Raw genomic sequence first — 15,478 nt, forward strand, 5'->3', positions numbered from 1 at the left:
GGGTTGACGCATGCCTGCGTGGGACATCTCTCCGTCCGGGGTCCAAGGTGTGGTCTCGAACGTCGGCGACGTCATGAAGGTCCTGGACGAGATCGTCCAGGCGTACTCGGATGATGTGCAGGGAGCGGCCACATCGGCCGGAACGCTCGCTCCGGGCGGGGCAGGCGGTGAGCACAAGGGACAGACCGGGTTGGTCGCCGCAGCGCTCGCGGAGTTCATGGAAGGCACCGCTGACGAGCTGAAGTTCATCGGCGAGCGCGTCGGCAAGTCGGTGAACGGCGCGGTGGAGGCCACCGTGGCGTACCAGAACGGTGACCTGGAGATGGCTGCGGAGGCGCAGCACCGGGCGGCCGGACTCATCAGACCCGACATGCCGGCGGGCTGGAAGGCCGGTCGCCTGTGATCGAGCCGGAGTCCATCCCGCTGTTCACCGGCGATCTCGGCCAGCTGGAACAGCACACTGACGCCCTGCGCAAGGAGGCGGACGGCATCCGCCAAGCCGGTGGGGAGGCGCATCGGCAGTTTCAGGGGCTGTCGGCCTTCTACCAGGCGCCGGAGGCGGAGGATCTCTTCGCGTCCACCAAGCCGGTGAGCGATGCCGCCGACCGTTTCGGGGACAAGGTCGCCACGGTGGCGGACGCGCTGCACACGTACGCGGCCGAAGTCGCGCCGATCGCCAAGCGGTTGGAGCAATTGCAGAGCAGGGCAGCCACGTTCGTCGCGGGGCTGAAGACCGACAGCGGGGCCTTCGACGAGAACTGGACCGATGACGCGGACAAGGTCTCGCAGCACCAGGCCCTGATGCATGACGTGAACGTCGCGCAGGAGCAGTTCGCCGCTGCCGAGATCGCCTGCAACAACAAGATCACGGCACTGGTCGGCGGCACGCAGTACGTGATGAACACCGGGGCCAAGCAGCTCATACCGCGCGGCGCGGAACTCTACGGCTACAGCGCGAAGGTGCTGGACCAGGCGAAGGAACTCCCCTGGGGCACGCCGGTCACCCAGTCGCACGACTGGTGGGACCCGGACGATCTCGGCTACTACGCCAAGAGTTTCGTCTGGGACGGGATCATCGTCGACAACGTCTGGGGCACCATCGACGGCCTCGCGACCCTGACTGGCTTCCACGGCTCGGACAACGCCGGACAAGCCTGGGAAGGCCTGGTCCGGGCGGTGGTCGGGGCCGAGACCTACCTCATGGAGTCCGGCGGCAAGAAACCCACCGGAATCTTCGCGACCGACTTCGCCCAGGACAGCAAGGGCTACGCCAAGGAGTTCGCCAAGGGCTTCGTCGCCTGGGACATGTGGGACGAGAACCCGTCCCGTGCCGCAGCTACGGTCGTTTTCAACGGGTTGACGCTTGGCGCCGGCCCGCTCAAGGTCGCTTCGGCGGGCAAGGCCGGTGCTGCGGCCAAGACGGCTGCCACGGTCGCGAAGGTCGGCGAGGTCATCGACCCGCTGGGCGCGGCGGTCAAGGTGACGGGGCATGCCATCCCGAGGATCACCCAGGTGACCGAAAGCCTGCGCGGCGTCAACAACGTGCCCGCGTTGCACACCCCGCACAGCGTCCTGGAGTTCTCGGACGCCTCGGGACGCTCGGTCCTCGTCCTCAAGGACGGTGAATTCGTCGTCCTCAAGGACGGAAAGGTCGTCAGCGACGCTCCACTGCGGGACCGCTCCGGGACAGTGGAGGCACCGCCGGTACGTGAGCGGGAACTCGCCGGAGTCAATATCGGCTCCCGCGCTCATGAAGCCACGGCTCATACGGATGGCGCTGTGCCACCCCAGTCAAGTCAGGAGCTCACAAGCGCCGGCGACATGCACTCAGGGCATAGCCACGACATCCCGGAGGGGACAGGCAACGCACACTCGCACGGTTCCGGGTCGGGCGGTGGTGGCGGTGACGCCGGAGGCCCGCCGGTCGGCGGAGGTTCATCAGGTCTGCCCGACGGTCCCGTAGAGCCTCGGGGCAATCTTCCCGATGGCTCTTGGGAGGGGCCGCGGGGTCTGAGGCTCAGTCCGGAGGAGAACGCTGCCGCCGGCCAGTTCATCGACCGCGCACTGGCGACCGAGCCGCGCATCACAGAGGCGATTCAAGCAGCTGCCGGGCGCGTCGAGCACGGGAAACTCAACGGTCTCGAGTACCGCCTCAAGGGCGAAGAATCCCTGAAGCGGAAAGTAGCCACGGCCCTGCTCGAGGACGCCCGCCTGACACCGGAACGGGCTCTGTCCAATATCAGAGACTCCCTCCGATACACGGTTGAGGTTCCCACCAGGCACTACTCACAGGGTGTGCAGCAGGCAGTCGACGACCTGCGCTCGCGAGGGTTCGAGAATGTCACATTCAAGAACACCTGGGAGGGCTCGGGGTACAAGGGTATAAATTCCACATGGCGAGATCCTTCGACTGGACAAATCTTCGAGGTGCAGTTCCACACCCCTGAGAGTTTTGTCGCCAAGATGGACACTCACGTGCTCTACGAGAAGGGGCGCCTCCCCGGCATCTCCAAGGATGAATTCGCCGCTATTCAGGCCGCGCAGAATGAGTTGTTCGACAGGGTGCCTGTGCCTCATGGGGCCGAATCGATCCGACTCGGCCCCGACCCACACGGCCCAGGATCCGCCGACGCTCCCGACGTCGGATTGGGGCGACACGGCGACGAGTCAGTGCATGGAAACGGACCGCCGCAGGAACTCACGGCGGATAAGCGCGCATCTCACGAAGCACATCTGAACGATCTTGCGCGGCAGTACAGCGAAGACTTCGACCAGCTGAAGCAAGACCCTGACCACAAGGGCAAGGTGAAACCGTCGGAGATGGACGAAGCCCGTGTCGCGCTTGACCTACGCGAAAACGGGAAGGTGCCGACCGATGTTCAGCGACCCCCCGGAGCAAATCAAGGAGACCTCTATTCACCGAGCACCGGAGAATTCTATGACATCAAGGGAGTACACTCGGACTGGCCTCCACTGAACAATGTCCGCGACAAGTCCTTACCGTTCAAGGGGGCCTACAACCCGGCGGACAATCAGGGGTGGGTGCGCAAGTTGGAGGACCAGATCGTCACCAGGGGGCGCATGGTTATCCTCGACATGCGCAATGCCAATCAAGCGGCGATCGACGATGTCAAGTCGATCGTCGAGCAGCACGGGTGGAGTGATCGAGTTGTCTGGTATCCGTGACGTAGGCCGAGTGGTCCGGGTGATGCCACCTGACGCGGAGGCCGCTGCTGCTCTGCGGGAGTGGGCTGAGCAAGAGGAGTCGCTTCTGGACGTCTCTGCCCTCGACCTGTCTCGGGCCGACCTGTCGGCTGCGGACCTCGCCATGGCACTCATGACGCAGACGGTCCTCCGGAGCGCGAAACTCGTCGGCGCCGACCTCTACCGGGCTCACATGGAAGGCGCTGTACTCGACGAGGCCAACCTCTCAAGCGCGTCGCTGGTCAAAGCCGAACTCGACGAGGCTTCGCTTCGGGGCGCCACTCTGGACGATGCAGATCTGGGAAGTGCCAGCCTGTGGGCGGTCGACGCTCGGTCGGCTCGCTTGCGGGCTGCCAAGCTCCACGGCGCTTCCTTGATCGACGTACGACTGGAGGGCGCTGACCTCACAGACGTGTCATTGCGTGAGACGTCCGTGAAGGCAGTGCTTGACGAGCACACCGTCGTACATGGACTCACCGGCACTCTTTTCGGTCCTGCCACGATCGGTCAGGCAGGCAGGCAACGCGAGATCGACGGGCTGGAACTCGAGCGGTGGCTGAACCGCCGGGGAGCGAAAGTACGTGTTCTCACTCCACGCTCTGGTGCCATCACTTACTACGCCAAGTTCAGTGAGGGTTACTCCCGCAGCAATCCCCAAGGTCTCGTCAGGCGCCGCATGGTGAACGGCGTAGCGCATGACGAGGCGTTCACCAGGAACCTTCGCTGGGAACCGACCGAGTATCTTCGGCTCTACCAGATGGGGCACAACGAGGTCGACCACGCCGAGATCAGCGAAGCGGAAGCGGTCGCGTTCATCGAAGACGTAACGAGACAGACCGAATAGCGGACCCGACAGGCGCGATGATGACACCCGGAATCGAAAGGCAGACAGCAAAGAGCCGTGCCCGCCCAGGACTACGACAACCAGCTCCTCGAATCGGTCTCCGTCCGCCGTCGTCGCCTCCGCGACGCCCTCCTCTTCGGCGCCCAGCGCCAGCGGCGGTCGCTCGACGAGCGGGTCGGGAAGGTGTTCGCCGGCCTGGTCATCGCGGCCGTGATGTGCGCCGGGTGTGTGGGCTGGTCGTTCGTGTCGCATCGGGTCATCGGGAAGAGCCCGTACGGCGCGTCCGTGCCGTCCTCGGGTCCGAACTCCCCCAGCACTGCCGCCCCTTCAGCCTCTTCTTCTCGGTGATAGGTTCGAACGCGTGATGTCCACGGGGTCCTTGAGTCGTTCGGCGACCAGCAGCCGTACGGCGCTCAGCCGGGTCACCCTGGTCGGGGAGCGGCGTCGGGTCGACCTCGTGCTGCCTTCGCGGGAGCCCGTCGGGGTTCTGCTGCCGGAGATCATGCGGCTTCTGGACGACCGTGTCGCGGAACGGCCCGATTTGCGGCATCTGGTCACACCGGACGGCTCCGCGCTCGCGCACGACAGCACCCTGGAGTCGGCGGGCGTGGTCGACGGGGCCGTCTTGCGGCTCGTGCGGGCCGAGGACGCCCCATCCGCGCCCGTCGTCCATGACGTCACCGACGAAGTCGCCGACGACCTCGGCGTGCGGGCCTGGCGGTGGCAGCCCTCGGCGCGGCGTGTCGTCGCCGGGTGCGCGACAGTCCTGTGGGCCTTGGCCGCCGGGTTCCTGGCCCGCGGCTCCTTCCCCCCGTCCTCGGTCGGCGCTGGGGCTCTCGTCATTGCCGCCGCATGTGCCCTGGCCGGTGTCCTCCTCGGGCGGGCCCGGCGGCAGGCGCTCGCCGCCGCCCTCATCGTCACGGCCGCGTCCCTGGCCGTGCTGGGCGCCTGGACCTGCGCCGACGCCTACGGCTGGGGCGGTGCGGTGCGGCTGGTGGGCGTCGCGGGGGCCGTGACGCTCGCGCTGCTGCTCGCCGGGGAGTTCACGCCCTTCGGACGCGGGGCGCTGATCGGTGCCGGGGCTGTCGCCGGTTGCCTTGTGGCATGGGAAGCAGCTCTCGGGCTGCAGGGCGGGGCAGGCACAGCAGCAGAGCAAACCCGGGTGGGCGCGCTCCTCGCCGTCGTCTCCCTCGTCGTCCTCGGGATGCTGCCTCGGCTCGCGCTGATGGCGTCAGGCCTGACCGGTCTGGACGACCGTCGCACGGGCGGGGTGTCGGTGAGCCGGTACCGGGTGGGCACGGCCCTCGCGGCCACCCACCGTGGGCTGGTGCTGGCCACCGTTGCTCTCGCCGTGTCCGCGGGTGCGGCCGGTGTGCTCGTGCTGGGCACCGTGTCGGTGTGGAGCGTGCCGCTCGCCGTCACCGTCATGGTGGTGCTCGCCCTGCGGGCGCGGGCCTATCCGCTCACCGCCGAGGTCGTGGTGCTGCTCGTGGCGGCGGCCGTGGTCGCTGTGCGGCTCGCCGTGGTGTGGGGTGACCATGCCTCGGCACCGGCAGGGCCTGTCGCCGTGCTCGGGTTGCTCGCCGTCGTGCCTCTAGGAGTGCTGGCCGTGGAACCGGCCGAGCATGTGCGGGTGCGGCTGCGGCGCGCCGGTGACCTGCTGGAGTCCGTGGCCGTGATCGCCCAGTTCCCGCTGGTGATCGGTGTGTTCGGGGTGTACGGGCGGCTGCTCGGCACCTTCGCGTAGGACAGGGTGACCGGAGTGACAGGAGGCGGGGACTGGCAGCGCGACGTGCTGCGCGAGCTCACCGGCCCGGAGCCGATTGCCGTGACCGAGCACCCGGAAGTCCAGGCTGCCGTCTCCGGCACACCTGACTCCACGCCTCCCTCGGCACCGGCCCCCCGCCGGACGCACGTCCCTCAAGTCCCGGCCCCGGCCCCCGAATCCCACCCCACCGTCGACCCCCGCCTCGCCATCGCGCTGGGCAACCCGCAGCACGGTGACTCGGCCGCTCGCCGGGCCGGTGCCTCCCTGCGCCGCCTCACCGCCTCGGCCGGCCAGGAGGTCGCCGAACAGACGTGGCTCGCCGAGGAGTTGCAGCATCCTGTCACCACCGGCCGCGTCATCGCCGTCACCTCGATCCGCGGCGGAGTCGGCAAGTCAACGGTCTCCGCCCTGCTCGGCCGTACCTTCAACCACTACCGGCACGATCCGGTGCTCACCCTGGAGGCCGACGGTGCCCTCGGCACGCTCCCGGTGCGGATGGGTGCGGACACGGTGCGCTGGTGCTGCGCCGACCTCGCCCGGATCCTGACGCCGGCCATGCAGCTCACGGACATCACGGGCTACCTGGTGCCCGTCGCCGACGGTGGCTGGCTGCTGCCCGCGAGTCAGGGACGGGTCGGCGCCCCCATGGACATGCACACCTACCGGACGGTGACGCTGGCCCTGCGCCGGTACTTCGCGGTGACGGTGGTGGACTGCGAGACCCTGCCCGGCGAGGTGGCGCGCACGGCGATGGACACCGCCCACGCACGTGTCGTCGTCGCCCCGATGACCGCCGAGGGCATCCACGGCACCCGCCAGGTCCTCGACTGGCTGGGCCACTTGCCGCACTCCGCGCTCGCCACCACCGTGGTCGCCCTCAGCGCGAACTCCCCCGACACCACCCTCGACCCGAAGACGGCCGCCGCGCACCTGCGCGAGCCGGGCGTGCCCGTCGTCCTGCTGCCCTACGACCGCCATCTCGCCCAAGGAGGCCCCATCCACACCGCCATGCTGGGCCGGAGCACCCGGGACGCGGCCGTCCGCCTGGCGGCCGAGGCGATGCAGCGGGCGGTGAGGGTGCGATGACCCAGCAGGTGACCCACCGGCCCGCCCGCAGTACCCGCCCCCTCGATCCCGCCGCACCCCACACCATCGAGGCACCCCCGAACCTCCCCGAGGGCAAAGTCGGCAACGCCGCCACCGCCCTGCTGCCCATGGCTGGTGTGGTCAGTTCCGTCGTGCTGATGACCGTCATCCGCAACAGCCAGTTCGCGGCGATCGGCGCGATCGTGCTGGTCGTCGCCCTGCTCGGAGCGGTGGCGCTGTTCCTGTCCCAGCGCGGCAAGGCACAGCGCACCCGGCGCGTGCAGCGTGAGCGCTATCTGGAGTACCTGGAGGAGCTGCGTGAGGAACTGGGTGCCGCCGAGCGGGAACGGCGGCAGGCGGCGCGCGAGCTGAACCCGCCGCCCGAGGCCCTGTACGACCTGGTCCGGGATCCCGCCAGGCTGTGGGAGCGGCGGCGCCCGGACGCCGACTTCCTCTCGGTCAGGGCCGGAACCGGTGACGTACCGGCGCATGAGCTGACCATCGCCCAGAACAGCACGGGTGGCGTCCTCACCCCACCGGACCCGTTCATGCTGAACGAGGCACGTGCCCTGCAGGGCCGATTCGGCACGGCAACAGACTTCCCCCTCACCGTGCCGCTGGACCGGGCGGGGGACGTCAGCATCATCGGCGACCGCGACGGCGTCCTCCAGGTCGCCCGCGCACTGCTGCTGCAGACGGTCGTGACCCACGCGCCGGACGATGTCGCCGTCGCCGTCGCCCTCGGCACCGGCGACGAGCCGGAGTGGGCCTGGACCAAATGGCTGCCCCACGTCCTCGACCCACAGACGTACCACGGTCCGGTCGCCGCCCGCCGCATCGCCCCCGGCCTCGCCGAGTTGGCCCGGTTGTGCGGATCCGACCTGCGGCAGCGCGCCGCCTACGCGGCCGAGGTACGCCGCGGACTCTCCGGCAGGACCAAGGAGGCGTTGCGCCTGGCCTCCCGCATGCTCGTGATCAGCGACTCCTACGGCGGCAACGCCGCAGAACTCCCCCGTCCCGACTCGGCGATCGGGCTGCCGGACATGGGTGTCACCGTGCTGCACCTGCTCCAGCAGCAGGTGCACGAGCCCGATCAGATCAGCGTGCGCATCACCGTCGACGGCGACCAAATCACCGTGGACGACCTGCGCGGGAACACCGGCCGGGGAACGGTCGACGCGGTGACGACCGCCGGCGCGGAAGGGATCGCCCGCATGCTCGCCCCGCTGCGGCTGTCGGCCGAGTCGGTGGCCGAGGGCACGCCCGTGTCCGGCCCGGTCGACTTCCCCGCGCTGCTGGGCATCGACGACCCGGCAGATCTCGACCTGCACGGCCTGTGGGCGCCCCGAAGTGAGCGGGACTTCCTGCGTGTCCCCATCGGCCTCACCGACCACCACGAGCCGGTATTGCTGGATCTGAAGGAGTCCTCGCAGCTCGGCATGGGCCCGCACGGACTGTGCGTGGGCGCCACGGGCTCCGGCAAGAGCGAACTGCTGCGCACCCTCGTCCTCGCCCTCGCGGCCACTCATTCGCCCGAGGACCTCTCCCTGGTCCTGGTCGACTACAAGGGCGGTGCCACCTTCGCCCCCTTCTCGGAGCTTCCCCACGTGGCCGGTGTGATCACCAACCTGGAGAACCAGGCCGGGCTCGTCGAACGCGTTCACTCCAGCCTGGCCGGCGAGGTCAAGCGCCGCCAGCAGGTCCTCAAGGACGCCGGGAACATCTCCGACATCGGCCACTACGCCACCCTGCGCGCCACCACCCGCCCCGATCTGGTCCCCCTCCCCCACCTGTTCGTCGTCATCGACGAGTTCGGCGAACTCATCACCGCCAAGCCGGACTTCATCGACCTGTTCCTGTCCATCGGCCGCATCGGCCGCTCCATCGGCGTTCACCTGCTGCTCTCGAGCCAGCGCATCGAGGGCGGGAAGCTCAAGGGCCTGGACACCTACCTCTCCTACCGGCTCGGCTTGCGTACCTTCTCCGCGGACGAGTCCCGCACCGTCCTCGAGACCACCGACGCCTTCCACCTTCCGCCGCTGCCGGGCTTCGGCTATCTCAAGGTCGACACGTCCACGTACGAGCGCTTCAAGGCCGGGTACGTCTCGGGCCCCTACCGCGGACCTGCCCAGCGCGACCAACAGGACGACAGGCCGCTCGCCCACCTCTACCCGGCGTACAACACCCTTCGAGAGACCGAGGCGGTGGAGGAGGCCGTCGCCACCCACCGGGAAGCCGGCCCGACCGTCCTGTCCGTCATGGTCGGCCAACTGGCCACCGCGGCGCCGCCGGTACGGCGCATCTGGCTGCCCCCACTGCCTGACGCCGTTGCCCTCGACAGGGCGGCCGGCCCACTCCGAGCCGACACCGACGGCGTGCGCCTCACCCACACGAGCGGCCCGATGAACGTTCCGCTCGGCATCCTGGACGACCCGGCGCAACAGTGGCAGCAGCCGTGGCAGCTGGACCTGACCGTCGCCGGCGGGCACGCAGCCGTCATCGGCGGGCCGCAGTGCGGCAAGACCACTCTTCTGCGCACCCTCGTCCTCTCCCTGGCCCTCACTCACACCCCGTACGACGTCGCCGTGTACGGCCTCGACCTGTCCGGCGGCGGTCTGTCCGCCCTGGCCGGGCTGCCGCACGTCGGTGGTATCGCCTCCCGCGCCGACCACGAACGGGCAGCCCGCACGGTCGCCGAAGTGCACGGCATGCTGGCGACACGCGAGACGGTCTTCCGTGAGCACGGCATCGACTCCGTCGACCACCTGCGCCGCCTGCGCTCCGCAAGACGACTGCCCGAACTGGCCGCCACCGACATCGTGCTGGTCGTCGACGGCTTCGGGGCACTGCGCGACGAGTTCGCCGACCTCGACGACGCGGTGGCCGATCTGCTCAAGCGCGGCGGCGGCTACGGCATCCACGTCGTCGCCGGGATGCTTCGCTGGAACGACGTCCGCGTAGCCACCCAGTCGATGTTCGGCACCCGCGTCGAACTGCGTCTGAACGACCCTGCCGACTCCTCCATCGACCGCAAGCTCTCCGAGACTCTCGCTCCCGACACTCCCGGCCGCGTCCTGACCGACGCCAAGTTGTTCGCGCAGGCCGCTCTGCCCCGCATCGACGGCAGGCCGGAGACCGGCGACCTGGGTCCGGCTCTCGAACGCGCCGCCCGCACCGTCCGTGCCTCCTGGCACGGCGAACTCGCCCCGCCCGTAAGGGTGCTGCCCACCCGGCTCCCCGCGGCCAGGCTGCCGTCACCGGCCACCGAACCGACGGCGATCCCCGTGGGCGTCGACCAGGAGACCCTCGCGCCGGTCTTGCTCGACCTGTTCGGCACGGACCAGCACCTGTTGATCCTCGGCGACAACGAGTGCGGCAAGACCAACCTGCTCAAGCTCATCGCCACCCAGCTCGTGGAACGGTACGGCGACAAGGAACTCGTCTTCGGCGTCTACGATCCCCGACGCGGTCTGCGCGGTGTGGTCCCCGAGCCCTACCGCGGTGGTTACGCCCACAACGCCAAGCTCGCGAACGCGCTGTCGACGGGCATCGCCGCCGAACTGGAGAAGCGCCTGCCGGAGACGGCGGACCCCGATGCACCCGAGAGCGGCGAGCCTGCCTTCACGGGGCCCCGCATCGTCATCCTCGTCGACGACTACGACATCCTCACCACGGCCGGCCAGCAGCCCTTGGCGCCCTTCCTGCCCTACGCCTCCTCCGCGCAGGACATCGGCCTGCACTTCGTCATCGCCCGCCGCGCCGCAGGGGCCTCCCGGGCACTCTACGAGCCCCTCCTGACGACGCTGCGCGAAACCGGCACCACCGCACTCGTCATGACCGGTGACCGCACCGAAGGCCAGCTGTTCCCGGGCCTTTTCGCGTCCCGGCAGCCGCCCGGCCGGGGCACACTCGTCCGCCGCGGACGTCCCCACCGGCTCATCCAGACCGCCCTCGCAGACGAAGAAGGCCCGTGACCAAGGACGTCATCGCTCTCACCCCCAAGATGCCGGACCTGCCGACCCTGCTCGCGGGCCTGTATGCCGGCGGCCCCGACCTCGGCGTGAACACCACGGCCGACGGCGCGGTCGTGCAGCTCTGCGGTCCCGACGGCCGCTCCCTGGTATCGGTCGAGGCGCCCATCCTCGTCCAGGTCCCCGGCGAGACCTCTCGCCTGTTGGACCACACGGTCGCGGACGGGCCGGTGTGGTGGACCGAGGCCCGCGCCTCGACCGCCGTCGCCGAAGCGGCACGCCTCGCGGGCTCCTTCGCCGGACGGCTGGCCACCGTGCTGGGCGGGACGGTATGGCCCCCGGAGGCCGCCACCACCGACGTCGTCCCTCTCACCACCGACGTCTCCGCGATCCCGGCCCCGGCCACCGGCAGCCCTGCCGTGGACGTCCTCACGGCCACGACCGCCGTGGTCATCCAGGACCGGCCCCTGATCGCCATGACCAGCTGGCTCTCCGACGCCTTGCGCACCGCGACCAGCACCGACCGCGCCCTGCAGATCGTCACCCCGCCCACGGCACGCCTCACCCTGCCGACTCGCGACGCGATGCGGGGCCTGCCCAACCGTTGGGTGGTCCAAGACCCCGAACTCGGCTATTACGACGGCCTGTCCGGTGCCGTACTCCACTGGAAGAACGGCACCTTCACCCCCGTACCCGACGAGACCGGCGCCACCGCAGTCGCCGGGGCCTTCGCGCCCACCCTCGACACCGGTGATCGCCAGCTGATCCTCACCCTGCGCACCCGCCACCCCGCCGACGAGAACCTCGTCCTCGGCTGTGGCCTGGAGGCCGCCTTCCAACACCTCACCGGCGCCCCGCCCGCAGGCTGGAGCACCGCCGAACCGGTCAACCTTCCGTGGTCCAACCGCCAGTTGACCGATCTGGCCCGCTCCCGCGCTCCTCAACCCACCTGGCTCGTCGCCGTCGGCCAGCCCGGCCGGCCCGCCCTGGCAACCGTCCGCGTGCTGCGCACACCGGCCGGGGTCGAGGAGGACATCACCCTTGCCATCGGTTACGGCGACGGCGAGAAGCCACCCTTGGACGCCGTCGAGGAACTCGCGGCCGCACTCGACACCGAGCACCGCCTCGTCACCCTGCTCACTTCACTGCGCGCGGCCCGCCGCGATCTCACGGTCCCACCGTCCTTGGAAGCCCCGCCCGTTCCCGTCGCATTCACGCTCGGCAGCGGCGAGACTGAGGCCATCGGGCCGTCTCACGCCGGGCATCCGCCTCTCGGCCCCACGCCCACGCGCTTGGGCCTCGAAGGCAGACCCGCTCTCCACTACCCGATGGGCGACGGAACCGACCCCGACACCTGGAGCCTGTTCCAGCGCCTGATCCGCCACCTGTTCACCCCACAACACGATCAACGGAAATGATCGTCAGGCCCTTCTTCAACAGGAAGGCCCCGCTCCCCGAAAAGTGAACCCTCGCGCTGTGGGGCGGGTCGAAGTAGTCGACTCGATGCTCATAACGGTCGATCCAGTTCAGCATGATGTGGAAGCGCTCACCTGAGACCTCATCTGCGGACCCGATGCTGAAACGCCGGCCAGGGCGCACAAGTCCGCCCACGCAGCGGACGATGCACGTGGCCGACAGAGGCGCCATGGCTTCCACGGCGTAGATCTGGAGCTTCCCCGGGTCGGGGTGACACATGCTTGTAAGCCTCACACCGTCCGAGGTGAAGGCGGGGTGCGCTCCGACACGCGAACTGCCCCGACCAGGAGGGAATCCCCGGCCAGGATCAAAGGGCAGACGAGTCGGGCTGTACGCCGGGTTCTGTACCCCGGGACCTCGCGGTCGTCGGGGCGACGGCCATCCATCTAGGGCCGGCGTTGCCACCGGCCTCGTGCGGTCTACCCGCGGACTCGGGCGGGCAGCCCTCGATCGTCCGCGCAGGAGCACCGAGGTGCTCCCTCTTGACCTTGCTCCGGGTGGGGTTTACCTAGCTGCCCAGGTCACCCTGGGCACTGGTGGTCTCTTACACCACCGTTTCACCCTTACCGAGGACCGAGGTCCCCGGCGGTCTGCTTTCTGTGGCACTGTCCCGCGGGTCACCCCGGGTGGCCGTTAGCCACCACCCTGCCCTGTGGAGCCCGGACGTTCCTCGGGAAGCTCCCCGTCAGGGGGACTCCACGCGGCCGTCCGCCCGGCTCGTCTGCCGTGTGGACCATGGTACCCGGCGGATCTCCCGCTTCGGCGCCGAGGCCGTGGCCAGGACCGAGCCCGCCAGGATCAGGGTGAAGGCGACGCCGATGCCCAGTGTCAGCTGCTCATCCAAGAACAGCGCACCTGCGGCGACCGCCACCGCTGGGTTGACGTACGTGATCACGCCGGCCCGGGTCGGGCCGACCTCCTTGATCAGCTCCAGGAAGGCCACGAACGCGATCGCGGTGCAGATGACGCCCAGGCCGGCGAGGGCGGCCAGGACCTCACCCGACGGCATGGTGGCGGGCCGGGTCAGGAAGGCCGCGGGGGCGTAGACGGCGGCGGCCAGCGTGAGGCACGGGGTGATCAGCTGGAGCGTCGGGACGTCCTTGAGGTACCGGGCCGCTATCAGCGGGGCCGTCGCATAGCCGACGACCGTCACCAGCACCTCGGCCATCGACAGGGCGTCGCCGCCGGTGAGGTGGGGCAGGGTGAGGACGGTGACTCCCGCGAGGCCGAGGGCCAGGCCCGTGATGCGGCGGGCGCCCACGTGTTCCTCGGCGCCGAAGAAGCGGGCCAGGAGGAGGGCGACGATCGGCACGCCCGCGATGAGGAGTCCGGCGGTGGAGCTGGAGAGGTGACGTTCGGCGTCGGTCAAAGTCCACCAGGGGCCGACGATCTCGATGACGGCGAAGGCCAGCATCGGCTTCCAGTGCGCTCGCACGGTACGGCCGAAGCCGCCCTGGCGGAGGGCGAAGGGGAGCAGGAGGGCGGCGCCGAGGGCGCAGCGGGTGAACACCACCATGGACGGGGACACGGCGTCCACCGCCACCTTGATCATCAGGTAGGGGACGCCCCAGACCACTCCCATCAGGGAGAACAGGAACCAGCCGCGTGCAGTCATGCGGTGAGTCTCGGCCGAGTCAGCCCGCCGTGTCTTGAACGCTGTTGCGGTAGGCCGCGGGGGTCACGCCCAGGACCCGGCGGAACCAGCGGGTGAGGTGCGCCTGGTCGGCGAAGCCGACGAGGCCGGCGACCTCGGCGGGGCGCAGGCCGGATTCCAGGAGGCTGCGGGCCCTGGTCACGCGGTGCTGGGCGAGCCAGGCGTACGGCGGTATCCCCGTCGCCGTGCGGAAGGCACGGAGGAGTTGGTAGCGGGACAGGCCGAGGTCGGTGGCGAGGGCGGCCAGGGAAGGGGGGTCCAGCAGTTCGTCCGCGAGGCGGTCCCGTACGACCCTGGCGATCCCGTCGGCGCCGGGCACCGTGTCCTCGCTCGCACGGGCCGTGGAGTGGCGGCGGGCCAGGGCCGTGAGGAGCCAGGGGAGGCGGGATTCGGCTTCCAGGGGGTCGGGGCAGGCGCTGAGGTCGGTGTGGGCGGCGCGCAGCGCCACCGCCAGTTCCGGGTCGTGCAGGACGGCGTCGCGGAAGTGCGGGAGGCCGCCGAGGGTGCCGTCGGTGAGGAGGGACGGGGTGGCGTAGAGGGCCTGGTAGGCGTAGCCGTCGGCGGCGGCCGGGCCGCCGGTGTGCATCTCGCCCGGCTCCAGGACGACGATCGAGCCGGGGTAGGAGTGGATGTGTCCGCCCCGGTAGGCGATGACCTCTGAGCCGCCGACCGTGACGCCGACGGTGAACTCGTCGTGGGCGTGGGGGGCGTAGACGTGCTGGTCGAAGTGGGCGGTGAGGAGGTCGAGCGGCGGGCCGGACCGGCCCAGTCGTGCCCGGGTCCAGTAAGTCTGCTCGCGTATGCGTTGCCGTGTACTCACCTCGTACCCCCCGCCCACAGGGGATCAGAGGAAGTCCGTGGTGTCCAGGTCGAAGGCGAAGGGTTCAGGGAGTGTGAGCGGTCTACCGAAGGCCGCGGTGCGGGAATGGAGGTAGTCGCCCTGCTCGGGCTCTGTGAAGAGCGTTGTCGAGTCGGTGTCACGGTCCACGAGCAGGTAGCAGGGAATGCCGCCGCGGGCGTAACAACGACGTTTGGCCACTCGGTCGATCTCCGGCCTGGTGAAGGTCACCTCCAGCACCATGGTGACTCCCTGGCAGGGCATCCATGGGGGCGCGCCCCGGAAGAGCCGTGGGGCCCGGGCCACGACCGTGCCGTCTGGGATCACATGGTCCTGGGGGTGTCCGTCCGCGTTCCCCAGCTTCAGCCCCTTGTTCCCGGAGAACTGAACGTCCAAGTCGGAGCGCCGGTGGAGCTGGCTCACGATCCGGCTGAGGCAGCGCTCGTGGTGACCGTCCGGCAGCGAGGTGAGAACGAACTCGCCCTCCACTAACTCGGCGCGGAAGCCCTCCGGAGTGTCCAGTTCAACAAACCACTCCAGCAGCAGCTTCTGCGTGTACGGGTCCTGCGCCATGCCGATGATGCTCCCCTTCCGTCACCGATCAGACTGGGGCACGGCGCGGATCACGTACGCGGGA

At 69.6% G+C, this 15,478-nt stretch carries 11 protein-coding genes, 1 other RNA gene and 1 pseudogene; 8 read left to right on the top strand and 5 right to left on the bottom strand.

Translation table 11 applies throughout. The features are described 5' to 3' along the window. Positions 1 to 10 precede the first annotated feature (10 nt). From ABZ016_RS00805 to ABZ016_RS00840, 8 genes are read left to right on the top strand one after another with little or no spacing between them, the layout of a single operon-like run. The gene (locus ABZ016_RS00805) at positions 11 to 403 is read left to right on the top strand and encodes a DUF6507 family protein (protein WP_356914367.1); all 393 of its coding nucleotides are present in this window, start codon (positions 11 to 13) and stop codon (positions 401 to 403) included. Further along, on the top strand, positions 400 to 3,186 hold the full coding sequence (locus tag ABZ016_RS00810; RefSeq protein ID WP_356914369.1) for a hypothetical protein: 2,787 nt from the start codon (positions 400 to 402) through the stop codon (positions 3,184 to 3,186). The genes ABZ016_RS00805 and ABZ016_RS00810 overlap by 4 nt, the downstream gene beginning before the upstream one ends. A 22-nt stretch (positions 3,187 to 3,208) precedes the next feature. Then, positions 3,209 to 4,048, top strand: a complete 840-nt coding sequence (locus tag ABZ016_RS00815) for a pentapeptide repeat-containing protein (protein WP_356914370.1) — start codon at positions 3,209 to 3,211, stop codon at positions 4,046 to 4,048. Between the two features lie 57 nt (positions 4,049 to 4,105). After that, a complete protein-coding gene (locus tag ABZ016_RS00820) occupies positions 4,106 to 4,396 on the top strand; it encodes a hypothetical protein (protein ID WP_356914371.1) in 291 nt (96 codons plus the stop codon). A 16-nt stretch (positions 4,397 to 4,412) separates the two neighbouring features. Then, positions 4,413 to 5,795, top strand: coding sequence for a type VII secretion integral membrane protein EccD (gene eccD, locus ABZ016_RS00825; RefSeq protein ID WP_356914372.1), 1,383 nt, complete (start codon positions 4,413 to 4,415; stop codon positions 5,793 to 5,795). 15 nt (positions 5,796 to 5,810) lie between these two features. Continuing rightward, entirely contained in the window at positions 5,811 to 6,902 is a 1,092-nt protein-coding gene (locus ABZ016_RS00830; protein ID WP_356914373.1) for a hypothetical protein, read from the top strand. Then, positions 6,899 to 10,876 carry a type VII secretion protein EccCa gene (gene eccCa, locus ABZ016_RS00835; RefSeq protein ID WP_356914374.1) on the top strand — a complete coding sequence of 1,326 codons (3,978 nt, stop codon included), beginning with the start codon at positions 6,899 to 6,901 and terminating at the stop codon, positions 10,874 to 10,876. The genes ABZ016_RS00830 and eccCa overlap by 4 nt, the downstream gene beginning before the upstream one ends. After that, a complete protein-coding gene (locus ABZ016_RS00840; protein ID WP_356914375.1) occupies positions 10,873 to 12,291 on the top strand; it encodes a DUF6177 family protein in 1,419 nt (472 codons plus the stop codon). Before eccCa ends, ABZ016_RS00840 begins: the two co-directional genes overlap by 4 nt. On the opposite strand, the gene ABZ016_RS00845 is transcribed toward ABZ016_RS00840, so the two are convergent. From ABZ016_RS00845 to ABZ016_RS00865, 5 genes and pseudogenes are all read right to left on the bottom strand, one after another. Next, positions 12,263 to 12,568 carry a hypothetical protein gene (locus ABZ016_RS00845; RefSeq protein WP_356914376.1) on the bottom strand — a complete coding sequence of 102 codons (306 nt, stop codon included), beginning with the start codon at positions 12,566 to 12,568 and terminating at the stop codon, positions 12,263 to 12,265. The genes ABZ016_RS00840 and ABZ016_RS00845 overlap by 29 nt on opposite strands. A gap of 96 nt (positions 12,569 to 12,664) precedes the next feature. Then, an RNA gene (gene rnpB / locus ABZ016_RS00850) (RNase P RNA component class A) lies at positions 12,665 to 13,069 on the bottom strand. Between the two features lie 115 nt (positions 13,070 to 13,184). Beyond that, a pseudogene (locus tag ABZ016_RS00855) lies at positions 13,185 to 13,964 on the bottom strand (EamA family transporter); the annotation flags it as partial. A gap of 19 nt (positions 13,965 to 13,983) precedes the next feature. Continuing rightward, positions 13,984 to 14,823, bottom strand: coding sequence for an AraC family transcriptional regulator (locus ABZ016_RS00860; RefSeq protein WP_356914377.1), 840 nt, complete (start codon positions 14,821 to 14,823; stop codon positions 13,984 to 13,986). Between the two features lie 24 nt (positions 14,824 to 14,847). Then, positions 14,848 to 15,414 (bottom strand): Uma2 family endonuclease, encoded by a 567-nt coding sequence (locus tag ABZ016_RS00865; RefSeq protein WP_356914378.1) that lies wholly within the window; start codon positions 15,412 to 15,414, stop codon positions 14,848 to 14,850. Positions 15,415 to 15,478 lie beyond the last annotated feature (64 nt).

The organism is Streptomyces sp. NPDC006372 (assembly GCF_040612515.1).
Classification (GTDB): domain Bacteria; phylum Actinomycetota; class Actinomycetes; order Streptomycetales; family Streptomycetaceae; genus Streptomyces.